The 23,719-nt window shown below is 60.2% G+C and carries 25 protein-coding genes; 15 read left to right on the top strand and 10 right to left on the bottom strand.

The features are described from left to right. Nucleotides 1–37: 37 nt before the first annotated feature. The gene (locus ACYZTK_RS25535; protein WP_462012358.1) at nt 38–388 is read right to left on the bottom strand and encodes a hypothetical protein; all 351 of its coding nucleotides are present in this window, start codon (nt 386–388) and stop codon (nt 38–40) included. Between the two features lie 160 nt (nt 389–548). Between ACYZTK_RS25535 and ACYZTK_RS25530 the strand changes: the two genes are divergently transcribed. The 9 genes from ACYZTK_RS25530 (at nt 549) to ACYZTK_RS25490 (ending at nt 5,540) form a co-directional block, all read left to right on the top strand. After that, nucleotides 549–797 (top strand): hypothetical protein, encoded by a 249-nt coding sequence (locus ACYZTK_RS25530; protein ID WP_462012357.1) that lies wholly within the window; start codon nt 549–551, stop codon nt 795–797. Nucleotides 798–817: 20 nt separating this feature from the next. Then, complete coding sequence (locus ACYZTK_RS25525; RefSeq protein WP_462012356.1) at nt 818–1,147, top strand: DUF6388 family protein; 330 nt, start codon at nt 818–820, stop codon at nt 1,145–1,147. A 25-nt stretch (nt 1,148–1,172) separates the two neighbouring features. Beyond that, the gene (locus tag ACYZTK_RS25520) at nt 1,173–1,877 is read left to right on the top strand and encodes a YoaK family protein (RefSeq protein WP_462012355.1); all 705 of its coding nucleotides are present in this window, start codon (nt 1,173–1,175) and stop codon (nt 1,875–1,877) included. A 197-nt stretch (nt 1,878–2,074) separates the two neighbouring features. Beyond that, nucleotides 2,075–2,467 carry a sulfurtransferase complex subunit TusD gene (gene tusD / locus ACYZTK_RS25515; protein ID WP_462012354.1) on the top strand — a complete coding sequence of 131 codons (393 nt, stop codon included), beginning with the start codon at nt 2,075–2,077 and terminating at the stop codon, nt 2,465–2,467. A 1-nt stretch (nt 2,468) separates the two neighbouring features. Further along, nucleotides 2,469–2,825, top strand: coding sequence for a sulfurtransferase complex subunit TusC (gene tusC / locus ACYZTK_RS25510; RefSeq protein WP_462012353.1), 357 nt, complete (start codon nt 2,469–2,471; stop codon nt 2,823–2,825). Next, on the top strand, nt 2,825–3,118 hold the full coding sequence (gene tusB, locus ACYZTK_RS25505; RefSeq protein WP_462012352.1) for a sulfurtransferase complex subunit TusB: 294 nt from the start codon (nt 2,825–2,827) through the stop codon (nt 3,116–3,118). The genes tusC and tusB overlap by 1 nt, the downstream gene beginning before the upstream one ends. After that, nucleotides 3,115–3,450, top strand: coding sequence for a TusE/DsrC/DsvC family sulfur relay protein (locus ACYZTK_RS25500; protein WP_462012351.1), 336 nt, complete (start codon nt 3,115–3,117; stop codon nt 3,448–3,450). The genes tusB and ACYZTK_RS25500 overlap by 4 nt, the downstream gene beginning before the upstream one ends. Continuing rightward, nucleotides 3,447–4,448, top strand: coding sequence for a glycosyl transferase family protein (locus tag ACYZTK_RS25495; RefSeq protein ID WP_462012350.1), 1,002 nt, complete (start codon nt 3,447–3,449; stop codon nt 4,446–4,448). The genes ACYZTK_RS25500 and ACYZTK_RS25495 overlap by 4 nt, the downstream gene beginning before the upstream one ends. Before the next feature lie 90 nt (nt 4,449–4,538). After that, nucleotides 4,539–5,540 (top strand): glutathione S-transferase family protein, encoded by a 1,002-nt coding sequence (locus tag ACYZTK_RS25490; protein WP_462012349.1) that lies wholly within the window; start codon nt 4,539–4,541, stop codon nt 5,538–5,540. Nucleotides 5,541–5,674: 134 nt separating this feature from the next. On the opposite strand, the gene cysG is transcribed toward ACYZTK_RS25490, so the two are convergent. From cysG to ACYZTK_RS25460, 6 genes are all read right to left on the bottom strand, one after another. Continuing rightward, nucleotides 5,675–7,069: a siroheme synthase CysG gene (gene cysG, locus ACYZTK_RS25485; RefSeq protein ID WP_462012348.1), complete on the bottom strand. Its 1,395-nt coding sequence runs from the start codon at nt 7,067–7,069 to the stop codon at nt 5,675–5,677. Next, the gene (gene serS / locus ACYZTK_RS25480) at nt 7,070–8,350 is read right to left on the bottom strand and encodes a serine--tRNA ligase (RefSeq protein ID WP_462012347.1); all 1,281 of its coding nucleotides are present in this window, start codon (nt 8,348–8,350) and stop codon (nt 7,070–7,072) included. It abuts the gene before it with no gap. Between the two features lie 15 nt (nt 8,351–8,365). Further along, nucleotides 8,366–8,740: a fluoride efflux transporter CrcB gene (gene crcB, locus ACYZTK_RS25475; protein ID WP_266017139.1), complete on the bottom strand. Its 375-nt coding sequence runs from the start codon at nt 8,738–8,740 to the stop codon at nt 8,366–8,368. Further along, entirely contained in the window at nt 8,740–10,062 is a 1,323-nt protein-coding gene (locus ACYZTK_RS25470; protein WP_462012346.1) for a replication-associated recombination protein A, read from the bottom strand. Before ACYZTK_RS25470 ends, crcB begins: the two co-directional genes overlap by 1 nt. Nucleotides 10,063–10,209: 147 nt before the next feature. Then, entirely contained in the window at nt 10,210–10,833 is a 624-nt protein-coding gene (lolA, locus tag ACYZTK_RS25465) for an outer membrane lipoprotein chaperone LolA (protein ID WP_462012345.1), read from the bottom strand. 65 nt (nt 10,834–10,898) lie between these two features. After that, nucleotides 10,899–13,310 (bottom strand): DNA translocase FtsK, encoded by a 2,412-nt coding sequence (locus ACYZTK_RS25460; protein ID WP_462012344.1) that lies wholly within the window; start codon nt 13,308–13,310, stop codon nt 10,899–10,901. Between the two features lie 466 nt (nt 13,311–13,776). Between ACYZTK_RS25460 and aat the strand changes: the two genes are divergently transcribed. The 3 genes from aat to infA all read left to right on the top strand — a co-directional run bounded on the left by aat (nt 13,777) and on the right by infA (nt 15,551). Next, the gene (aat, locus tag ACYZTK_RS25455; protein ID WP_462012343.1) at nt 13,777–14,457 is read left to right on the top strand and encodes a leucyl/phenylalanyl-tRNA--protein transferase; all 681 of its coding nucleotides are present in this window, start codon (nt 13,777–13,779) and stop codon (nt 14,455–14,457) included. Between the two features lie 56 nt (nt 14,458–14,513). Beyond that, nucleotides 14,514–15,221, top strand: coding sequence for an arginyltransferase (locus ACYZTK_RS25450; protein WP_462012342.1), 708 nt, complete (start codon nt 14,514–14,516; stop codon nt 15,219–15,221). 111 nt (nt 15,222–15,332) lie between these two features. Next, nucleotides 15,333–15,551: a translation initiation factor IF-1 gene (infA, locus tag ACYZTK_RS25445; RefSeq protein WP_002553999.1), complete on the top strand. Its 219-nt coding sequence runs from the start codon at nt 15,333–15,335 to the stop codon at nt 15,549–15,551. Between the two features lie 263 nt (nt 15,552–15,814). Here infA and clpA read toward each other — a convergent pair whose 3' ends face one another. Together clpA and clpS are read right to left on the bottom strand one after the other, a co-directional pair. Then, nucleotides 15,815–18,085: an ATP-dependent Clp protease ATP-binding subunit ClpA gene (clpA, locus tag ACYZTK_RS25440; protein ID WP_462012341.1), complete on the bottom strand. Its 2,271-nt coding sequence runs from the start codon at nt 18,083–18,085 to the stop codon at nt 15,815–15,817. 30 nt (nt 18,086–18,115) lie between these two features. Then, the gene (clpS, locus tag ACYZTK_RS25435; RefSeq protein WP_045062280.1) at nt 18,116–18,499 is read right to left on the bottom strand and encodes an ATP-dependent Clp protease adapter ClpS; all 384 of its coding nucleotides are present in this window, start codon (nt 18,497–18,499) and stop codon (nt 18,116–18,118) included. A 225-nt stretch (nt 18,500–18,724) separates the two neighbouring features. Here clpS and cspD point away from each other — a divergent pair, with 225 nt between their 5' ends. Next, a complete protein-coding gene (cspD, locus tag ACYZTK_RS25430) occupies nt 18,725–18,991 on the top strand; it encodes a cold shock domain-containing protein CspD (protein WP_462012340.1) in 267 nt (88 codons plus the stop codon). A gap of 85 nt (nt 18,992–19,076) precedes the next feature. On the opposite strand, the gene icd is transcribed toward cspD, so the two are convergent. After that, the gene (icd, locus tag ACYZTK_RS25425; RefSeq protein WP_462012339.1) at nt 19,077–20,333 is read right to left on the bottom strand and encodes an NADP-dependent isocitrate dehydrogenase; all 1,257 of its coding nucleotides are present in this window, start codon (nt 20,331–20,333) and stop codon (nt 19,077–19,079) included. A 495-nt stretch (nt 20,334–20,828) separates the two neighbouring features. On the opposite strand from icd, the gene ACYZTK_RS25420 reads away from it, so the two are divergent. Then, nucleotides 20,829–23,054 (top strand): NADP-dependent isocitrate dehydrogenase, encoded by a 2,226-nt coding sequence (locus ACYZTK_RS25420; RefSeq protein WP_462012338.1) that lies wholly within the window; start codon nt 20,829–20,831, stop codon nt 23,052–23,054. 170 nt (nt 23,055–23,224) lie between these two features. After that, a complete protein-coding gene (locus ACYZTK_RS25415; RefSeq protein ID WP_462012337.1) occupies nt 23,225–23,671 on the top strand; it encodes an NUDIX hydrolase in 447 nt (148 codons plus the stop codon). Nucleotides 23,672–23,719: the final 48 nt, after the last annotated feature.

The following is a 23,719-nucleotide window of genomic DNA, read 5'->3' as shown; positions in this document are numbered from 1 at the left end:
GCTCGCTCCTACAGGGGTGGAGACGTGACTCCCTTGGTCAGAGACAAGTCGCCAACGCCGCCAACCGGCGCTTGGCCACGAAGTCATCCTGCTGGGCGTAGTAACTCAGCAACGTCCCCGACGCATCCGTGGTCACGTCAACGAACGACTCCGCCGCGCGGGTGTAGACCGTCGACCCGCCCTTCTCGCCCGGCTGCAGATAAGCGCCGGCATCTGCGCCGAACACTGCCTCGTCCTGCCAGGAAAACTGCACGCACTGGGCGACGACTTTTTCCGGTTTGTCCGACTTCAGGGTCTTGTACGGGGTTTTGGTGCGAGCATCGTTCATCACCGAGCCCGCGCAGCCCGCCAGCAAAGTGGCGGCCAGGGCCAGCAGCAGAATTCGCATTGCGTTCACTCATCAGGAAAAAGCCGACTGTATCACCCGGGCACGGCGTATCGTTCTGCTTTACTTCATTTATACCGCGACACCGCGTGACGATTCGCGCACCCTGTCGCGCCATTAACATCGCATTGCCCGATTTGCGGGCGCAATTTCTGGAAAGGTCATGACACCCAACGCCGAATTCTACAAACCCACCGCCGAATACGCCGACAAGCTGATCAGCCAGATCGGCCAGACGCCGTCCTGGATCGCCAAGCGCATCGGCGTTACCGACAAGCGCATTCGCTACATTCTCGACGGCGAACGCACCGTCAAGGGCGAGACCACGCCGATCCAGATGACCTACTGCGAGCAATTTGCCCTCGAATGCCTGGCGGCAGCTGCCAAGGCCAGCAAGAAGCAGACTTCGTAACCTCTTCCCAAGGAGCGACCATGGCGGCAACCGAACAGCAACACGAACGGGCACTGGAAAAATTTCTCGACCAGCGCCCGGAACTGCGAGTCGAGCTCGACCACCTCAACCCATTGCTGGCCCAGGCCAAGGGCGAGACTGCCGCGCACTACCGCGAGGAACGCCTGCACGAAGCCTTTGAAGCCGAAGCCGAACGCCTGAAATTGTTCGCCTGGGAGCTGACCCTGCAACTGACCGCCGCCAGTGAAGCGGACTATCAGGCGCAGCGCCTGGAAGTGCACCGCGAGGTGGCGGAAATGGCGGGCATGGACTGGCTGGAGTATTGCGAGTTATATGGGTTGGGCAAATAACCCTCCCTTAAGGATGCCACCGCCGATGCTGCCTTCGCCCTCTACCAGTCGCGCCAGTGCCGGCCACCTGCACGCTCGCAAATGGCGCGGGCGCATCGGCCTGTCACTGGTTGCCAGCCTCTCGGTGCTCGCTGGCATGACCGACGCCATTGGCTTTATGGCCAGCGGCGATTTTGTCTCGTTCATGAGTGGCAACACTACCCGCCTTGCCGTGGCGATCAGCGATGGCGACCTGGGCCTGACCTTGCGCCTGCTGATCCTGGTTGCCACCTTCGTCGTCGGCAATGCCCTGGGCATTGTCGTCAGCCGTCTCGGCGGCCGCCGGGCCATGCCTCTATTGCTATGCATCGCCACGCTCCTCTGCGGCGCTGCGGCCTGGCCCTATGACGAACAGCTGCCGGCGTTGCTGGCGGCGATCATTGCCATGGGCATGCTCAATGCCGCCGTTGAAGAAGTGAATGGTTTGCCGGTTGGGCTCACTTATGTCACCGGGGCCCTGTCGCGTTTTGGCCGTGGTTTGGGTCGCTGGATCCTGGGAGAGCGGCGCACCGGCTGGCGGGTGCAATTGATTCCGTGGACCGGGATGTTTGTCGGTGCGGTGCTGGGGGCTGTGCTGGAGCACTACCTTGGGCTCAGGGCACTGTATGTGAGCGGGTTGTTGGCGGGGGTGATCGGGGTGGTGGCGATGAAGATTCCGCGGCGTTGGCAGTTGGGGTATATGCCGCGTTGATCTTGTATTGAATGTACGGGCCTCATCGCGAGCAGGCTCACTCCTACAGGGAATGGGGCGAAGCTGCATTCTTCAGCATCACGCGATTCCCGGTAGGAGTGAGCCTGCTCGCGATGGGGCCCGCATTGGCAACATCGATTTAGCCACCCCACCGATAAAGCTTTATCATGCTCGCAGTTTCGCTGATCGAGTCCGTCATGAAGTTCGCCATCGCGCTGTTCTCCGCCGCCCATGCGCCCTCCTCGCGCCGTGCCTTGCTGTTTGCCCAGGCCGCGTTGGCCGGTGGGCATGAGATTGTCCGGCTGTTTTTCTATCAGGACGGCGTTTATAACGCGTCGGGTAGCGTGGTCACGCCGCAGGATGAACTCGACCTGCCCCGGCAATGGCGCGAATTCGTGACCGCGCATCAGCTCGACGGCGTAGTGTGCATCGCTGCCGCCCTGCGCCGGGGAGTGCTGAACGAGGAAGAAGCCAACCGTTACCAGCGCTCGGCTGTCGCGGTCACTGCGCCGTGGGAACTGTCCGGGCTCGGGCAATTGCACGATGGGGTGCAGGACGCCGATCGCCTGATCTGTTTTGGGGGCGCTTGAGATGGCCAGATCCCTGTTGATCATCAGCCGCCAGTCGCCCTGGTCCGGGCCGGGCGCACGCGAGGCGCTGGACATCGTCCTGGCTGGCGGTGCGTTCGATCTGCCCATTGGCCTGTTGTTTCTCGACGATGGCGTGTTGCAACTCGCCCCCAGTCAGGACGCCAAGGCCCTGCAACAGAAAGACCTGAGTGCCAATCTGCAGGCCCTGCCGATGTTTGGCGTTGAAGACCTGTTCGTCTGTGCCGACAGCGCCGCCGTTCGCGGCCTGGGCGGTTTTGCGCTGGAAGAAGCGCAGGCGCTGAGCGCCGCCGAAATCACCGCACTCATTGACCGTTACGACCAGGTGATCACCCTCTGATGTCGACTCTGCATGTGTTGTCTCATTCCCCGTTTGGCGACGATCGCCTGACCAGTTGCCTGCGCATCATCGGCGTCAACGATGGTTTGCTGCTGTCTGGCGATGCTGTGTACGCCCTGCAATCCGGCACCGCACCTTGCAGCGCATTGAGCGCCCGAAGCCTGAAGCTGTTCGTGCTGGCTGAAGACGCCCAGGCCCGAGCGCTGGCCATCCCGGACTGGGCCAGCAGCATCGACTACCCGGCCTTCGTCGAACTGTCGATCCACTACGACAAGGTCAACAGCTGGTTATGAATGCCCTGACAGTCGGCGCCCGCGCCATTGCCCTGGACAAGGACGGCTTTCTGGTCGAGCTCAGCGACTGGTCCGCCGAAGTGGCCAGCGCCCTCGCCGCCGCCGAAGACATCGAACTGAGTCCGGAGCACTGGGAAATCCTCGAACTGCTGCGCAGCTTCTATGCCGAATTTCAGCTGTCCCCGGCCACCCGGCCGCTGATCAAGTACACCGCACTGAAGCTCGGCCCGGACAAAGGCAACAGCCTGCACCTGAACCGACTGTTCAAAGGCACCCCTGCCAAACTCGCCGCAAAACTGGCGGGCCTGCCCAAACCGACGAATTGTTTATGACCGACTACCCAGCGCTGACCCTCGAAACGCCCGCCGAACACCCGTTCGCCCAGTTCGTACGGATTCTTGGCAAAGGCAAGCGCGGCGCCCGCGACCTGACCCGCGAGGAAGCCCGCGATGCCATGGGCATGGTGCTCGACGACCAGGTCGAGGACACCCAGCTCGGCGCGTTTCTGATGCTGCTGCGCCACAAGGAAGAAAGCGCCGAGGAAATGGCCGGCTTTACCGAAGCCTTGCGCCAGCGCTTGCAGGCACCGCAGTTGAATGTGGACCTGGACTGGCCGACCTACGCCGGCAAAAAGCGCCACTTGCCTTGGTACCTGCTGGCGGCCAAGTGCCTGGCGCAGAACGGCGTGCGAATTTTCATGCATGGCGGCGGCGCGCACACGGCCGGGCGGCTGTACAGCGAGCAATTGCTGGCCGAGTTGAACATTCCTTTGTGCCGCGACTGGCAGCAAGTCGGTGCTGCGCTGGATAACGGCGGCCTGGCCTTCATGCCGCTGGTGGATTGGGCGCCGCAACTGCAGCGCATGATCGACCTGCGCAATACCCTGGGCCTGCGTTCGCCGATCCACTCCCTGGCGCGTATTCTCAATCCGCTGGGCGCACGCTGTGGCCTGCAGAGCATCTTCCATCCTGGTTACCAGGCGGTACACCGCGATGCCAGCGGCCTGCTCGGCGACACCGCGATCGTGGTCAAGGGCGATGGCGGCGAAATCGAGATCAACCCGGATGCCGACAGCCACCTGTATGGCACCACTGCCGGCGTGAGCTGGGATGAGGAATGGCCGCAGATGTCTAGCCAACGGCACGTCAAACCGGCCGCGCTTGACCCTGAACATTTGAAGGCGGTGTGGCGCGGCGAAGTGGTCGACAGTTATCCGCAAATGGCCCTGATCGCGACTATGGCCTTGGCCCTGCGCGGCCTCGGGCAACCCCGCGAACAGGCTATGGAAACGGCCCAACAGTATTGGGACGCCCGGAACAGATCGATTTAACCGATCATAACTGCCCAACCTTTGCGCTTTTTGTTCGAACCTATCGGAATAGACTCCTCTCCAACGCTTATTGGTTGAGGAGTCTTGAACATGGGTTTGTTAGTCGAAGGTCGCTGGCATGACCAGTGGTATGAAAGCAGCAAGGACGGCGCGTTCCAGCGTGAACAGGCGCAACGCCGCAACTGGGTGACCGCCGACGGTCAGCCTGGCCCGAGCGGCGTCGGTGGTTTTGCCGCCGAAGCCGGGCGCTATCATCTTTACGTGTCCCTGGCCTGTCCGTGGGCCCATCGCACGCTGATCCTGCGCAAACTCAAGGGTCTCGAAAGCCTGATCGATGTGTCGGTGGTCAGTTGGCTGATGCTGGAAAACGGCTGGACCTTTGACCAGAAACTCGGCTCCACCGGCGACAAGCTCGATCATTTCGAATTCATGCACCAGCGCTACACCGCCGATACCGCCAACTACACCGGCAGGGTCACAGTTCCGGTGCTTTGGGACAAACAGCAGCAACGCATCGTCAGCAATGAGTCGGCGGAGATTATCCGCATGTTCAACAGCGCCTTCGACGACCTGACCGGCAATGATCTGGACTTCTACCCGGCAGCGCTGCGCAGTGAGATCGATGCGCTGAACGAGCGTATTTATCCGGCAGTGAACAATGGTGTGTATCGCGCAGGTTTTGCCACTTCGCAATCCGCCTACGAAGAAGCGTTCGATAAAGTGTTTGCGGAACTGGATCGGCTGGAATCGCTACTGGGTGCTAACCGTTATCTGGTCGGTGAATATCTGACTGAAGCGGATATTCGATTGTTCACCACGTTGATTCGTTTTGATGCGGTTTATCACGGGCACTTCAAGTGCAACCTGCGGCGGATTGCCGATTACCCGAATCTGTCGAACTGGCTGCGCGAGGTGTATCAGTGGCCGGGGATTGCCGGGACGGTGGATTTTGAGCACATCAAGAATCACTACTATGGCAGTCACAAGACTATCAATCCGACGGGGGTTGTGCCGAAGGGGCCGGAGCAGGATTTTGCTGCCGGGCATGATCGGGAGCGGTTGGGTGGGAAAGGGGTTTGGCACAGAGTTTGAGATTCATGTGGATTTTGAGGGCCCCTTCGCGGGCAAGCCCGCTCCCACAGGGTTTTGTGTGATGCCGTAGATTGCAGCTTCATCACAAATTCTGTGGGAGCGGGCTTGCCCGCGAAGGAGGCGACTCGGTCTATCTAGACCTGCGCCTGAGCCCCCTCAAACCACGCCAGCTTCTCGCGCAGCTGCACCACTTCCCCAACAATCACCAATGTCGGCGCATGCACTTCATGCTCCGCCACCAGCTGTGGAAGATCGGCCAGGGTGCCGGTAAAAACCCGCTGATTGACCGTGGTGCCCTGCTGGATCAGTGCCGCCGGGGTATCCGCTGCGCGGCCATGCTTGATCAGCTGCTCACAGATGATCGGCAAGCCTACCAGGCCCATGTAGAACACCAGGGTTTGAGCTGGCGCGACCAGGTCGGCCCACGGCAGGTCGGTGGAACCGTCCTTGAGGTGCCCGGTGACAAAGCGCACTGACTGCGCGTAGTCACGATGGGTCAGAGGGATCCCGGCATAAGCCGCGCAACCGCTGGCGGCCGTGATGCCCGGGACGACCTGGAACGGGATGCCATGAGCGGCCAGCTCCTCGATCTCTTCCCCGCCGCGACCGAAGATGAACGGATCACCGCCCTTCAACCGCACCACCCGCTTGCCTTGTTTGGCCAAATCCACCAGTTGCTGGTTGATCTGATGCTGGGGCACTGCGTGATCGGACCGGCGCTTGCCCACGTAGACCCGCTCCGCGTCGCGACGACACAAATCGAGAATGGCCGGCGCCACCAGGCGGTCGTACAACACCACGTCGGCTTGCTGCATCAGACGCAGTGCGCGGAAGGTCAGCAGGTCCGGATCACCGGGGCCTGCACCCACCAGATACACTTCACCAGTAGCCAGCGTGGCTTCGCCAGCGATTTTCGCTTGCAGCAGGCGCTCGGCTTCGGCGCCCTGCCCGGCCAGCTGCCGATCGGCGATCGGGCCCTGGAATACGTCCTCCCAGAAAGCCCGACGCTGCTGTACATCCGGGAACAGCCCTTTGACCTGACTGCGAAAACGCGCCGCCAGGCCGGCCAGCTGCCCATAGGTAGAGGGAATCCAGGTTTCCAGTTTGGCCCGCATCAGCCGCGCCAGCACCGGCGCGTCGCCGCCGCTGGAGACCGCGATGATCAGCGGCGAACGGTCGACTATCGCCGGAAAGATCACGCTGCACAGCGCAGGCGCGTCCACCACGTTGACCGGCACGCAACGCCGATGGGCATCGGCGGAGACTTGAGCGTTCAGCGGCTCGTCGTCGGTGGCAGCGATGATCAGCCCGCAACCGTCCAGATCTTTCTCGGCATAACCACGCAGTACGCACTCGCCGCCGCTGCCGGCTACCAGTTCGCGCAGTTGCGGTTCGATTTCAGGTGCAACCACGCGCAGTAGGGCACCGGCTTCGGCCAGCAGGCGGGATTTGCGCAAGGCAATTTCCCCCCCACCGACGACCAACACACGACTGCCGCGAAGGTTGTGAAACAGCGGCAGATAGTCCATTTAGCCGATGACCTCGAGGCCACCCATGTACGGCTTCAGCACTTCAGGCACGCGGATCGAACCATCGGCCTGCTGGTAGTTTTCCAGCACGGCAACCAGGGTACGACCAACGGCCAGGCCAGAACCGTTCAGCGTGTGAACCAGCTCGGGCTTGCCGGTTTCCGGGTTGCGGAAACGCGCTTGCATGCGCCGGGCCTGGAAGTCGCCGCAGTTGGAGCACGACGAAATCTCGCGGTACTTGTCCTGGCTCGGAATCCACACTTCCAGGTCGTAAGTCTTGACCGCGCTGAAGCCCATGTCGCCGGTGCACAGCGCCAGGGTGCGATAAGGCAGTTCCAGCAGTTGCAGGACTTTCTCCGCGTTGGCGGTCAGGCCTTCCAGCGCTTCCATGGAAGTCGATGGCTCGACGATCTGGACCATCTCGACCTTGTCGAACTGGTGCTGGCGGATCATCCCGCGGGTGTCACGACCCGAGGCGCCGGCTTCACTGCGGAAGCACGGGGTATGAGCAACGAACTTGATCGGCAGTAATTTCGAGTCGACGATTTCGCCGGCGACGATGTTGGTCAGCGACACTTCGGCAGTCGGGATCAGGTACAGGTCGGCTTCGCCTTCGCGGGCGATCTTGAACAGGTCTTCCTCGAATTTCGGCAGCTGGCCGGTGCCCTGCAGCGCTGGCGCCTGGACCAGATAAGGCGTGTAGGCCTCTTCGTAGCCATGCTCGCTGGTGTGCAGGTTGATCATGAACTGCGCCAGGGCGCGGTGCATGCGGGCGATCGGACCGCGCAGCAGGGCGAAACGCGCGCCGGACAGTTTGGCGGCGGTCTCGAAATCCAGCCAGCCGAACTTTTCGCCCAGGGCGACGTGGTCCTGAACCGGGAAATCGAACGCGGTCGGGGTGCCCCAGCGGCGCACTTCGACGTTGTCATCTTCATCCTTGCCGACCGGCACGGACTCGTGTGGCAGGTTGGGGATGCCGAGCAGGATCGAGTCCAGTTCGGTCTGGATGGTGTCCAGCTCGACTTTGCCGGCGCCCAGCTCGTTGGCCATGCGCTCGACGTCCGCCATCAGCGGCGCGATGTCTTCGCCGCGCTGCTTGGCCTGACCGATGGACTTGGAGCGCGCATTACGTTCAGCCTGCAGTGCTTCGGTGCGGGTCTGGACGGTCTTGCGCTGTTCTTCCAGCGCTTCGATGCGCGCAACATCCAGCGTATAGCCACGGGATGCCAGGCGGTCCGCTACGTCCTGAAGGTTGCTACGTAACAGTTTGGAATCGAGCATGTCGGTCTCTCGTTATCAAAGTTTGGTCAGGGACAGGCCGGCCCAGGTGGCGAGCAGCCCGCCGAATACGCTGATGGCCGCATAGCCCAAGGCTAGCAGCACTTGCCCGCTTTCCAGCAGGCGCACCGTATCCAGTGAAAAAGATGAAAAAGTCGTCAGCCCCCCGAGGAAGCCAACCATCAACCCGGCACGCACCTCAATGGGCACTTCCGGGCGTATCAGAAACAGGCCGTACAACACGCCAATCAGCAGACAGCCCACGATATTAACGGCCAGCGTAGCGGTATAAAAGTGCCGCGGCCAATTTGCGTTGACCCAATTGCCAGTGGCGAACCGCAACAGGGTGCCGGCAATGCCGCCGAGCGAGACACCGATAACCAGTGCAATCACTATTTTCTCCGCTGCCGGGGGCTCAGACGGTCAAGTTGGGCCAGGTGGTTGAGCTTCTCGCCGATCTTCAACTCCAGGCCACGGGGCACCGGTTGGTAGAACGGCTGCGGTTCGAGTTCGTCGGGAAAATAGTCCTCGCCGGCGGCGTAGGCGTCCGGTTCATCGTGGGCGTAACGGTATTCATCACCGTAGCCCAGTTGCTTCATCAGCTTGGTCGGTGCGTTGCGCAGGTGCAGTGGCACTTCCAGGGAGCCATGTTCGGTGGCACTGCGCAGCGCCGCCTTGAAGCCCATGTACACCGCATTGCTTTTCGGTGCACAGGCTAGATAGGTGATGGCCTGGGCCACGGCCAGCTCACCTTCCGGACTGCCCAGGCGCTCCTGCACTTCCCACGCCGCCAGGCACAGGCTCAGGGCGCGCGGGTCGGCGTTGCCGATGTCTTCGCTGGCCATGCGCACCACGCGCCGGGCCAGGTACAGCGGATCGCAACCGCCATCGATCATGCGCGCGAACCAGTACAACGCGCCGTCGGGATTGGAGCCGCGTACGGATTTATGCAGCGCGGAGATCTGGTCGTAGAACGCTTCGCCGCCCTTGTCGAAACGCCGACGGGTATCGCCGAGCAGGCTTTGCAGCAGATCGGTGCCGATCTCACTGTTGTCTTCGGCGAGGTCCGAGGCGTTTTCCAGCAAGTTGAGCAGGCGCCGGCCATCGCCATCCGCTGCGGACAGCAGCATCTGGAAGCCTTCGTCGCTGAGGGTCAGTTGCCGTTTGCCCAGGCCGCGCTCTTCGGTAAGGGCACGCTGCACCAGTTTGCGCAGGGCCGCTTCGTCGAGGCTTTTAAGCACGTAGACCCGGGCCCGGGACAGCAAGGCATTGTTGAGCTCGAACGAGGGGTTTTCGGTGGTCGCGCCGATGAAGATCAGCGTGCCGTCTTCGACGTAAGGCAGGAACGCGTCCTGCTGCGATTTGTTGAAGCGGTGCACTTCATCGACGAACAGGATGGTGCGCTTGCCGTACTGCCCGGCCTGCTGCTTGGCGATTTCCACCGCCTGGCGGATTTCCTTGACCCCGGCAAGTACCGCCGAGACCGTTTCGAAGTGCGCGTCCGAGACTTCCGCCAGCAGCCGCGCGAGGGTGGTCTTGCCAACACCCGGCGGTCCCCAGAAAATCATCGAGTGCAGCGCACCCTGCTCCAGCGCCTCGCGCAAAGGCTTGCCGCGAGCGAGCAGGTGCTCCTGACCGACGTACTCATCCAGGTTGGCCGCGCGCAAACGAGCGGCCAGGGGTTGAGCTATCGGGGCGCTGCTGAACAGGTCCATCACTACCTCTGAAACCTCACTACTTGAGCGCTGCAGGCCCCTGTAGGAGTGAGCCTGCTCGCGATGACGGCATTACATTCAACATCAGTGTTGGCTGACCGGACGCTATCGCGAGCAGGCTCACTCCTACAGGTTTTGCGGCGGCGTTTATTCCTGGATCACGTCGGCACCCTTTGGGATGTCGAACTTGAATTTCGACGCCGGGATCGGCTCGTTCGCCTTTACGCCGGTGAACAGGATATTGGTGCGCTGGCCGACGCTGTCGATCAGCTGCATGTCATTGACCAGGCCATTGCGGAACGACAGGCGCAGGCTGTCGAACAGGGTGTCCTTGGTTTTCGGCTTCAAGGTGAAGTCGATCACGCCGCCGGCTTCCTTGGCGCTGATATCGAAACTCTGGCTGATCTTGGACACATCACCGGACAGCAACAGCGCCGGAGTCTGGGTCAGGCGCTGATCGAGGTTCTTGATGGTGACCTGTTCCAGGTCCGGGTCCCACAGCGAGACTTTCTTGCCATCGGACACCATCAGCTGCTCTTGCGGCGCATCGGTGTGCCAGTAGAACAGGCCAGGACGCTGCAGTGACATCTGCCCGGCAGTTTCCTGCAACTGGGTGCCGCCGCCATCCAGGGTCAGCTGGGAGAAACGTGCGCTCAGGGTCTGGGATTTTTCCAGGAGTTGGGTCAGGCGCGCCACGTCCTTGTCATCGGCGTGGGCCGAGAGCGTGGTCAAAACCAGTACCGGCAGCAACAGCATGCGGATAAGACGCATGGGAGTCCTCTTGATATTCGTGGGAGTGCGGGCGACGCCTGATGGCGGCGCCCTTTCAAAGCAAATCAGTCGCGAACCGGGCCTGGTGCCAGGACTTCACGGGAACCGTTGGTGTTCATGGACGTCACGACCCCGGCCATTTCCATGGCTTCGATCATGCGTGCGGCGCGGTTGTAGCCGATCTTCAGCTTGCGCTGGACCGCAGAGATGGAGGCACGACGGCTTTCCAGCACGAACTGCACCGCTTCGTCGTACAGCGCATCGGTCTCAGCATCGTCATCACCGCCGCCACCGCCGCCATTTTCAAAACCGCTGCCCGCCTCTTCGACGCCGGCAAGGATATCGTCGTTGTATTCCGGCGCGCCGCGCAGTTTCCAGGCTTCAACCACCCGGTGCACTTCGTCATCGGATACGAACGCACCGTGGACCCGGATCGGCAGGCTGGTGCCCGGCGGCATGTACAGCATGTCACCGTGACCCAGCAGTTGCTCGGCGCCGCCCTGGTCGATGATGGTCCGCGAGTCGATCTTGCTCGATACCTGGAACGCCATGCGCGTCGGAATGTTGGCCTTGATCAGACCGGTGATCACGTCAACCGACGGACGCTGGGTCGCGAGAATCAGGTGGATACCGGCCGCTCGGGCTTTCTGGGCGATACGGGCAATCAGTTCTTCAACCTTCTTGCCAACGATCATCATCATGTCGGCAAATTCGTCGACCACCACGACGATGGTCGGCAGCTTGGTCAGCAGCGGCGCTTCGTCATGGATGCTTTCGCGCTTGTACAGCGGGTCGGTCAGCGGCTCGCCAGCGTCCTGGGCTTCCTTGACCTTGGCGTTGAAGCCGGACAGGTTACGTACGCCCATCTTCGCCATCAGTTTGTAGCGACGCTCCATCTCCGCCACGCTCCAGCGCAGCGCGTTGGCCGCGTCCTTCATGTCGGTAACGACCGGGCACAGCAGGTGCGGAATGCCTTCGTAGATCGACAATTCGAGCATCTTCGGGTCGATCATGATCAGCTTGGCGTCTTCCGGGCCGGACTTGAACAGGATCGACAGGATCATCGCGTTCACGCCCACGGACTTACCGGAACCGGTGGTACCGGCCACCAGCAGGTGCGGCATCTTCGCCAGGTCGGTGATGACCGGCTTGCCGCCGATGTCGTGGCCCAGGGCCAGGGTCACCGGCGATTTGAAGTTGTCGTATTCCGGGGTCGAAAGTACTTCGGAGAAGCGCACGATCTGGCGGTCCTCGTTCGGAATCTCAATGCCCACCGTGGTCTTGCCCGGGATCACTTCGACGACGCGCACGCTGGTCACTGCCAGGGAGCGCGCCAGGTCCTTGGCGAGGTTGGAAATGCGACTGACCTTGACGCCAGGCGCTGGCTGAATTTCGTAACGGGTAATCACCGGGCCGGGGTGAATCGAGTCCACCGACACTTCAACCCCGAACTCCTTGAGCTTGATTTCCAGCAAGTGGCCAACCGCAGCCAGGGACTCGGGCGAATAATTGAGTTGTTTCTTTTCCGCAGGGTCGAGGATCGAAATCGGCGGCAAGGTGCCTTCCACGGCGCTGTCGACGAACAACGGCGCCTGTTTCTCTTTTTCCACGCGTTTGCTCGGCGCTGCCGGCTTCGGCGGCGCAGGGGCAATCACCGGCGGCACCTGCTTCTCGCGCTCCGACATGTGCTTGCTCAGGGCCTGCTCGCGTTCGATCAGGCGTTCCTTGACCTTGGCCTGCTCACGTTTGTCGGTGACGGTCGGTGCCACCACGTCATGCACGCGGTCATCGACTTCACGCAATTGCGCGACCAGTTGCTTGCGCTCTACCCGAGCCGCCCACCAGCGATTGGCGGCGCCCTGGAACAGCTCGAACAGGTCGAGGGTGATCTTGCCGGTGACGTCCATCACCTTGAACCACGACAGGTCGGTGAACACCGTCAGGCCGAACAGGAACAGTGCGATCAGCAGCAAGGTGCTGCCCTGGATGTTCAGTGCATTGCGCGCCAGGTCGCCGAGGCTTTCGCCCAGCGCACCACCCGCGCCCGCCGGCAGTCCGGTGGCGGCATGAAAATGGATATGCGCCAGGGCTGCGCCCGACAGTACCAGGAACACCAGGCCGATCAGGCGCCAGGAGAACAGCCAGCCGCTCCATTCCCACGGCTGGTGGCGCTGACGGAAGATCTGGTAGGCCTTGACCGCGAGCAGCAGCGGGAAGATGTAGGCGAAGTAACCCAACACCATGAACAGGATATCAGCGCTGTAGGAACCGGCAGGACCGCCGAAATTCTGCACATCGTCGATCTTGCTGTTGTGGCTCCAGCCCGGATCGTCCTTGCCGTAGGTCAGCAAGGCCATCATCAGGAACAGGCACAAGGCACCGATGGCGATCAATGCACCTTCCTTGAGTCGGTAGTGCAATTGTTGCCGCCAGAGCGGAACGACGACTGTTTTAGGTGCTGCGGTGGATTTCTTCAAAACGCTACTTTTCCTGCGCCTATGGCGCGTCCATCTGTTGAATGACTATAAAACTGCCCAATCCGGGCAGGCAAAAAAAGTTCGCAGGCGCAACCGGGACTACTTTTTAACACTGTACCGAGCGTCTTATAAACACGGCGCACACTCAATATTATGTAACAGCCCCGCATTGTACGGGTTTGTTCGGCCGATGCCATGCTGGCAACTTCAGATTCCAGCATAGTCAACGGCGTGCGACCTGCGGTCCAATTTGAGCATGCATTGTCTTTACTGACAAAGGGTTATGACGGATTCATGTACGACCACATTCACATCGCCAAGTTGCAATGCCTCCGGCGCCATCACGGTGGTTGCAGGGTGATGCAGGATCGGGAAAACTCCGGGGACATTTGCAGCGTTTGACGGCAAACTTGATCGCGGGCCCACCGGCCCGCTACCGCCCTCCCCTTCTGCAAGCCCGGATGCCATGCTGACTTGGTTACAACGCAACTCACTGACCTTCCCGCCGCTGGAACGAGCGATGCGCGACCCCAATGGCCTGTTGGCTGCGGGCGGCGACCTGTCGGCCGATCGCCTGATCCAGGCGTATCGCCACGGCTGCTTCCCGTGGTTTTCCGAAGGCCAGCCGATCCTCTGGTGGTCGCCGGATCCACGCACGGTGCTGTTTCCCGACGAATTGCATGTCTCGCGCAGCCTGGGCAAATTGCTCCGCCAACAGCGCTACCAGGTGACTTTCGACCAGGATTTCGCCGCAGTCATCCAGGCATGCGCCGCCCCGCGGGATTACGCTGACGGCACCTGGATCACCGCCGCGATGCAGGATGCCTACCTCGAACTGCACAAGCGTGGTTTCGCCCACTCGGTGGAAGTGTGGGACCAGGGCGAGTTGGTCGGCGGCTTGTATGGCCTGGCCATGGGGCAGCTGTTTTTTGGTGAGTCAATGTTCAGCCGCGCCGACAATGCCTCCAAGTTTGGCTTCGCCTCCCTGGTGCGCCATCTGCAAGACTCGGGGTTTGTGCTGATCGACTGCCAGATGCCGACCGATCATCTGCACAGTCTCGGTGCCCGGGCGATTCCCCGCCGTGAATTCGCCCGCTACCTGGCCCAGCACCTGGACCAGCCCGGCCGCGCCAGCTGGGTTTGCTGAGCGCCTTTCGCGCGCTTGGCTTACACTTATTTAAAGTTTATCCCCGAGGGTTGATCATGACCGAGTTGGCGCGCTTGAAGTTCTATGCCACTCAGCCCCACTCTTGCAGTTATCTGCCCGAGGAGCAGGCCACAACCCTGTTTCTTGACCCTAGCCAGCCCATGGATGTGCATGTCTACGCAGACCTGTCCGAAATGGGTTTTCGTCGCAGTGGTGATCACCTTTACCGGCCGCATTGCCAGAATTGCAATGCCTGTGTACCGGCGCGCATTCCCGTGGCGCAGTTCGCGCCCAATCGCCAGCAGAAACGCATTTTCAAGCGCAACCTCGACCTTCAGGTACGCCCGGCCAAGCCGCAATTCAGCGAAGAGTATTTCGACCTCTACCAGCGCTACATCGAACAGCGCCATGCCGATGGCGACATGTACCCGCCCAGCCGCGATCAGTTTTCTACCTTCCTGGTGCGCGACTTGCCGTTTTCGCGTTTCTACGAATTTCGCTGCAACGGCCGCCTGCTGGCAGTGGCCGTGACGGACTTGCTGCCCAATGGACTGTCGGCGGTCTACACCTTCTACGAACCGTGCGAAGAGCGCCGCAGCCTGGGGCGCTATGCCATCCTCTGGCAGATTGCCGAGGCCCGGCGCCTGGGACTGGACGCGGTGTACCTGGGCTACTGGATCAAAAACTGCAAAAAGATGAGTTACAAGACGCAATATCGGCCCATCGAACTGCTGATTAACCAGCGCTGGGTTCTTCTAAGTTAGAGCAAACCTTAAACCCCTTGGCGTAAACACCATTTTTCGGGCACAATGCACGCCGCTTTTGCCTGGCGCAGTTGCACCGGGCCATTCATTGGACACCGAGGGCTTTACTGCATGTCGAAAGAAGACAGCTTCGAAATGGAAGGCACTGTCGTCGACACCCTGCCCAACACCATGTTTCGTGTGGAGTTGGAAAATGGGCACGTCGTAACCGCGCATATTTCCGGCAAGATGCGCAAGAACTACATCCGTATTCTTACCGGTGACAAAGTGCGCGTCGAGCTGACGCCCTATGACTTGAGCAAAGGGCGCATCACTTACCGCGCTCGCTAATCAGGTCAATACAAGACGCCCGGCTTATGCCGGGCGTTTTTGTTTGCAGGATTTGGAGCCCTCCCCCTGAAATTGGCTGATGTACTCGGCCAATGTGGGAGCGGGCTTGCTCGCGAAAGCGGCGGGCCGGCTTGCATTGATGTTGAATGTGCCGGCCTCTTCGCGAGCAAGCCCGCTCCCACAGGGTTATGTGGTGACTGGTAGAAATCTGGCAGACAGCAAAAAGGCGCCTCTCGGCGCCTTTTGCTTTGTTGCGGTTAACGTCAGGCCATTTCTGCCGTGGTTTCGAAGTCGAAGGTCAGCTCGCCGTCCTTGAGGTCGATGTGCACCACGCCACCATGGTCGGCCAGTTCGCCGAACAGGATCTCTTCCGCCAGCGGACGCTTGATCTTGTCCTGGATCAAACGCGCCATTGGCCGAGCGCCCATCGCCGAATCGTAACCACTCGACGCCAGCCAGGTACGGGCCGCATCGGTCACTTCCAGCTGCACGCGCTTGTCTTCCAGCTGCGCCTGAAGCTCGGTGAGGAACTTGTCCACCACGCTTTTGATGACCTCATGGCTGAGGCGACCAAACTGGATAATGGTGTCCAGACGGTTGCGGAATTCCGGCGTGAAACTTTTCTTGATCACTTCCATCGCATCGGACGAGTGGTCCTGATGGGTGAAACCGATCGAAGCACGCGCTGCAGTCTCGGCACCGGCGTTGGTCGTCATGATGACGATCACGTTACGGAAATCCGCCTTGCGCCCGTTGTTATCGGTGAGCGTACCGTGGTCCATCACCTGCAGCAGCAGGTTGAAGACTTCCGGATGCGCCTTCTCGATTTCATCGAGCAGCAACACGCAATGCGGCTGCTTGGTGATGGCTTCGGTCAGCAGACCGCCCTGATCAAACCCGACATAACCTGGAGGCGCACCGATCAGACGCGATACGGTGTGGCGCTCCATGTACTCGGACATGTCGAAACGCACCAGCTCGATGCCCAGTGCCTTGGCCAACTGACGCGCCGCTTCGGTTTTACCGACACCGGTGGGCCCTGCGAACAGGAACGAACCGACTGGCTTGTCAGGCGACTTGAGGCCGGCACGGGACAGTTTGATCGCAGTCGACAACGAGTCGATCGCGGCATCCTGGCCAAATACCGTCAGCTTCAGGTCACGCTCAAGATTACGCAGCAACTCTCGGTCGGAGGTGTTGACGTGTTTTGGCGGAATCCGCGCGATCTTCGCGACGATGTCCTCGACCTGAGGCACCTCGATGCGTTTTACGCGCTTCTCGACCGGTTGCAGGCGCTGGTAGGCCCCCGCCTCGTCAATCACGTCGATGGCCTTGTCCGGCATGTGCCGGTCATTGATGTAGCGCGACGCCAGTTCGGCAGCCGCACGCAGGGCCTCATCGCTGTACTCGATGCTGTGGTGCGCTTCGAAACGCCCCTTCAAGCCGCGCAGGATGCCGATGGTGTCTTCCACCGAAGGCTCCGATACATCGACCTTCTGAAAACGCCGGGCCAAGGCACGGTCCTTCTCGAAGATCCCGCGGAATTCCTGGAAGGTGGTCGAGCCGATGCAGCGGATATCACCAGACGACAGCAGTGGTTTGAGCAGGTTCGAGGCATCCATGACGCCACCGGACGCGGCACCCGCACCGATGATGGTGTGGATTTCGTCGATGAACAGGATCGCCTGGGGACGTTTTTTCAGCTCGTTGAGCAGCGCCTTGAAGCGCTTCTCGAAATCGCCACGGTACTTGGTCCCGGCCAGTAATGCGCCAAGGTCCAGCGAATACACCACGCTGTTGGCCAGCAGGTCCGGCACCTGGTTGTCGACAATGCGCTTGGCCAGGCCTTCGGCAATCGCGGTTTTACCCACGCCCGCCTCGCCCACCAGCAGCGGATTGTTCTTGCGACGCCGCGCGAGGATCTGCGCAACACGCTCGACTTCCATCTCGCGACCTACCAACGGATCGATACGACCCTGGCGCGCCAGTTCGTTGAGGTTGCTGGCATAAGCATCCAGAGGATTGCCTGAAGAAGAAGACTCGCCGCCCTCGTCGTCCTGCATATCTTGCTCACCTTCAGAGTGATCGCCGTGCCCTGGCACCTTGGAGATGCCGTGGGCGATGTAGTTGACGACATCGATGCGCGCAACGCTCTGCTGTTTCAGCAGGAACACTGCCTGACTCTCTTGCTCACTGAAGATGGCGACCAGCACGTTGGCGCCGGTCACTTCGCGTTTGCCCGAGCTCTGTACGTGAAACACGGCACGCTGCAGGACGCGCTGGAAGCCCAGGGTTGGCTGGGTCTCACGATCCTCGTCATGCACGGGGATCAGTGGCGTGGTGGAGTCGATGAACTCCTGCAGGTCATGTTTGAGTTTGTCGAGGTTTGCGCCGCAGGCACGCAAAACGGTGGCGGCAGCCTCATTATCCAATAGGGCCAACAGGAGATGTTCGACGGTCATGAATTCATGACGCTTCGAACGAGCCTCCTTGAAGGCTAGATTGAGGGTGACTTCGAGCTCGCGGTTTAACATAGCTTCACCTCATACCCAAGTGGTCGGCGATTAACCGTCCTTCTCGATTTCACAGAGTAGCGGATGCTGGCTTTCCCTGGCGTACTGGTTGACCTGCATGGCCTTGGTCTCGGCGATGTCGCGGGTAAACACTCCACATACTGCCCGTCCTTCTGTATGGACGGCCAACATGACCTTGGTCGCCAGCTCCCGATTCAGGTTAAAAAACACCTCGAGCACTTCGACGACGAAATCCATCGGTGTGTAGTCATCATTGAACAAAACCACCTTGTACATCGGTGGCGCCTGTAATGCAGGCTTTGCCTCCTGAACAGCAATGCCTGCGGAATCGTCGTCGTGGGTCCCCGGACTGTCTTGCTGGAGAACCGGATGATCCTGATTGAATGTTAGTCGAATCTGGCTGATTGCATGCATGGAAAGAAAGGTTCGTCAGTTGTGCGAATACAGTGGTGGGGGCGGCTATGGACGATTTCAACTGCGACTGCCCGGTCACCTTGACTATCGGCAAAACGGTGTTACAACCAATAGAGCCCACAGTGGGTAAAAAAGGTCCGCGGAGTCAATCTTATTTATGGGATTCGACTGCGGATTAACTGGATGATACTCCAGTGATGGAGTCAGTTGCAGAGGGATATGGGTATGTCAGGTGTGAAGGTCAGCGGCAAGGTCAAGTGGTTCAACAACGCCAAGGGGTACGGCTTCATCAATGAAGACGGCAAGAGTGAGGATCTGTTCGCTCATTACTCGGCGATCCAGATGGACGGGTATAAAACCCTGAAGGCCGGCCAGCCCGTGGTGTTCGAGATCATCCAGGGGCCCAAGGGCTTGCACGCGGTGAATATCGGCGCACCTCAGGACACTGTGAAAGTCGTAGCACCCGACGAGCAGCAAACAGTTACTGCATAGTTTTTCGCGCCCACCCTCCAGTTATAAAAAAAACCGCCCCGCTCATCAAATGAACGGGGCGGTTTTTTTCGTTACCGGGTGCTTCTTACATGTGCGAGATCAGCGCATCGCCGAACGCGGACGAGGACAGCAGCTTGGCGCCTTCCATCAGGCGTTCGAAGTCATAGGTCACGGTCTTGGCGGAAATCGCGCCGTTGGTGCCCTTGATGATCAGGTCGGCGGCTTCGGTCCAGCCCATGTGGCGCAGCATCATCTCGGCGGAGAGGATCAGCGAGCCCGGGTTGACCTGGTCCTTGCCGGCGTATTTCGGCGCAGTACCGTGGGTCGCTTCGAACATGGCGATGGTGTCGGACAGGTTGGCACCTGGCGCGATACCGATACCGCCTACTTCGGCCGCGAGGGCGTCGGAGAGGTAGTCGCCGTTGAGGTTCAAGGTCGCGATCACGTCATATTCGGCCGGGCGCAGCAGAATCTGCTGGAGCATGGCGTCCGCGATGGCGTCCTTGACGATGACGTTCTTGCCGGTTTTCGGGTTCTTGAACTGCATCCACGGCCCGCCGTCCAGCAGGGTCGCGCCGAATTCTTCAGCCGCCACTTCGTAGGCCCATTCCTTGAAGGCACCTTCGGTGAACTTCATGATGTTGCCTTTGTGCACGATGGTCAGCGAGTCGCGATCGTTGTCGACCACATACTGCAGCGCCTTGCGCGCCAGGCGCTTGGTGCCCTGCAACGACACAGGCTTGACGCCGATACCGCAGTTTTCGTCGAAACGGATCTTGGTGACACCCATTTCTTCTTTAAGGAACTTGATGACCTTGGTCGCTTCCGGCGAGCCGGCTTTCCACTCGATACCGGCGTAGATGTCTTCGGAGTTCTCGCGGAAGATCGTCATGTCGACGTCGCCTGGCTTTTTCACCGGGCTGGGTACGCCTTCGAACCAGCGCACCGGGCGCAGGCACACATACAGGTCGAGTTGCTGGCGCAGGGCCACGTTCAACGAACGGATGCCGCCACCGACCGGGGTGGTCAGAGGGCCCTTGATGGAAACCACGTAATCCTTGACCGCGTCCAGGGTTTCCTGAGGTAGCCAGGTGTCCTGGTCGTAAACCTGAGTCGCTTTCTCCCCGGCGTAGACTTCCATCCAGGAAATTTTGCGATCGCCGCCGTAAGCCTTCTTAACAGCAGCATCGACAACCTTGATCATGACCGGGCTGATATCAACGCCGATACCATCACCTTCGATGAAGGGGATGATCGGGTTGTTAGGAACATTGAGAGAATGGTCCGCGTTGACGGTGATTTTGTCGCCGACTGCCGGAACCTGAATCTTCTTGTATCCCATGCTGAACTCCATTGTTTGGATTGAACATCTGGCTTGGTTCGAGCGTACCCCAGTTAATTCGGCGCGCAAACCCCATGTTCCACCCATCTGCCGCAAAGCCGTACGGCTGCGGTTCTACAAGCCTGAAAGCAAAGGGAAAAGCGCCAAACTCAAGCACGGTGCAAGACTCTACGCCGCGCACCGCCCTGCGACCTTTAGACCAATGGACGACACACCTTGTGTATGAACCATCGGCAGATTGCCAGCTACCTATGTATAATGCCGCCCGCTGACCACAGAGTCACGACGGCCCGACCTCTCCAGCGCGAGAGCTCCAGCCCGAAAAAGCAGGACCGTTACCGCAGTCCACCCGCTTGCCGCTCGACTGATGCACCCAACATCACCGCGCACAAATCTCGACATTCGGCTCATGGACGACTTTGAACGAACGCGCTTACCCGGCGCCCCTCGAGTTTCTGCGCACGCTTTAGCAAAGAAGAGAGAGTTAATCCGAATATGCCCACCCGCTCGAAGATCATCTATACCTTCACCGACGAAGCCCCAGCCCTCGCCACCTATTCACTGTTGCCTATCGTAGAGGCTTTCACCGCCTCCGCTGATATCGCCGTGGAAACCCGCGATATCTCTCTTGCAGGGCGCATCCTGGCCAGCTTCCCCGAGCAACTGGGTGACAAAGCCGTAGCCGACCACCTCGCCGAACTGGGCGACCTGGCCGTTACGCCTGAAGCCAACATCATCAAGCTGCCGAACATCAGTGCCTCGGTTCCGCAACTGCAAGCTGCGATCAAAGAGCTGCAAGCCCAGGGCTTCGCACTGCCGGACTACCCTGAAACCGTTAGCAGCGACGCCGACAAAGAAGTCAAATCGCGTTACGACAAGATCAAGGGCAGCGCCGTGAACCCGGTCCTGCGCGAAGGCAACTCCGATCGTCGTGCACCGCTGTCGGTCAAGAACTACGCCCGTAAGCACCCGCACAAAATGGGCGCCTGGGCTGCGGACTCCAAGTCCCACATCGCGCACATGAGTACCGGTGATTTCTACGGCAGCGAAAAAGCTGCCCTGATCGACGCAGCTGACGCCGTTAAAATCGAACTGATCGCTCAAGACGGCACCACCACCGTCCTGAAAGAAAAGACCACCGTGCAAGCCGGTGAGATCCTCGATTGCGCAGTCATGAGCAAGAACGCCCTGCGCAGCTTCATTGCTGCCGAGATCGAAGACGCAAAAGCCAAGGGCGTACTGCTGTCGGTTCACCTCAAAGCCACCATGATGAAGGTCTCCGACCCGATCATGTTCGGCCAGATCGTTGCCGAGTTCTATAAAGACGCACTGGCCAAGCACGCTGAAGTGCTGGCGCAGATCGGCTTCAACCTGAACAACGGCATCGGCGACCTGTATGCTCGCATCAAGGCCCTGCCGGCTGAACAGCAAGCGCAGATCGAAGCGGACATCCAGGCGGTCTACGCCGTTCGTCCGTCGCTGGCGATGGTCAACTCCGACAAAGGCATCACCAACCTGCACGTGCCGAGCGACGTCATCGTCGACGCCTCGATGCCGGCCATGATCCGTGACTCCGGCAAGATGTGGGGCACCGACGGCCAGCTGCACGACACCAAGGCAGTGATCCCGGACCGTTGCTACGCGACCATCTACCAGGCCGTGATCGAAGACTGCAAGGTCAACGGTGCATTTGATCCGACCACCATGGGCAGCGTGCCAAACGTTGGCCTGATGGCGAAAAAAGCCGAAGAGTACGGCTCCCACGACAAGACTTTCCAGATCAAGGCCAACGGCGTTGTTCGCGTCACCGACAGCAAAGGCAGCCTGCTGCTGGAGCAAGCGGTTGAAGCCGGCGACATCTTCCGCATGTGCCAGACCAAAGACGCGCCGATCCAGGACTGGGTCAAGCTGGCCGTCAACCGCGCTCGCGCTAGCAGCACTCCAGCGATTTTCTGGCTGGACCCGATGCGCGCCCACGATGGCGTAGTGATCGAGAAAGTTCAGGCTTACCTGAAGGATCACGACACTGCCGGCCTGGACATCCAGATCATGGCGCCAGTCGACGCGATGAAGTTCACCCTGGAGCGTACTCGCGCTGGCAAGGACACCATCTCGGTGACCGGCAACGTACTGCGCGACTACCTGACTGACCTGTTCCCGATCATGGAACTGGGCACCAGCGCCAAGATGCTGTCGATCGTCCCGCTGATGAATGGCGGCGGTCTGTTCGAAACCGGCGCTGGCGGTTCGGCTCCGAAGCACGTTCAACAGCTGCTGGAAGAAAACTTCCTGCGCTGGGATTCCCTGGGCGAGTTCCTGGCCCTGGCCGCTTCGCTTGAGCATTTGGGTGTGACGTACAACAACCCTAAAGCGCTGGTGCTGGCCAAGACCCTGGATCAGGCCACTGGCCAGTTCCTCGACAACAACAAGTCGCCATCGCGCAAAGTCGGCAACATCGACAACCGCGGCAGCCACTTCTACCTGGCGCTGTACTGGGCCCAGGCCCTGGCCGCCCAGACTGAAGACGCAGCACTGCAGGCGCAGTTCGGCCAGCTGGCCAAGACCCTGACCGAGAACGAGGCAACCATCGTTGCCGAGCTCAATGCCGTTCAGGGCAAGCCAGTGGACATCGGCGGTTACTACCACGCCAATGCCGAACTGATCAGCCAGGCCATGCGCCCAAGCAATACTTTCAACGCGGCGATTGCTGCGTTGGTTTAAGGTTGTAAGGAAGCAAAAAAGCCCCGGCCATGTGCCGGGGTTTCTTTTTCCAGCAAAGATCAAAAGATCGCAGCCTTCGGCAGCTCCTACACCGCCCCCCCTGTAGGAGCTGCCGAAGGCTGCGATCTTGGCGATTCTGAATACACTAGAGATCTTATCGAGGAAAACCCATGGACTGGAAACCCCACATCACCGTCGCCACCATCGTCGAAGACAACGGCCGGTTCCTGATGGTCGAAGAATCCAAAGGCGGACGAGCGGTGCTCAATCAGCCGGCCGGCCACCTCGACCCGGATGAAACCCTTACCGAAGCCGCCATCCGCGAGACCCTCGAAGAAACTGGCTGGGACGTCGAACCGACCGCCATCGTCGGCATTTACCTGTACACCGCCCCCAGCAACGGCGTGACTTACCAGCGCGTGTGTTTCATCGCCAAACCGCTGAAACACCACCCCGATTATCAGCTCGACGACGGCATCCTCGGCGCCAAGTGGCTGACACGAGACGAATTACTGGAGCAGCGGGAAAACTGGCGCAGTGAACTGATCATCCGCTGCATCGATGATTACCTGGCCGGCTTGCACTTCGATCTCCAATTGATCCGTCCTTCTCTTTAGCCTTGTGGCCTTGGGCCTGCTAGAATCGCGTCCTTTTTCAAGACACTC

The sequence above is a fragment of the Pseudomonas sp. LB3P31 genome (genome assembly GCF_054897945.1).
This window is presented reverse-complemented; position numbering and strand designations above follow the sequence as displayed.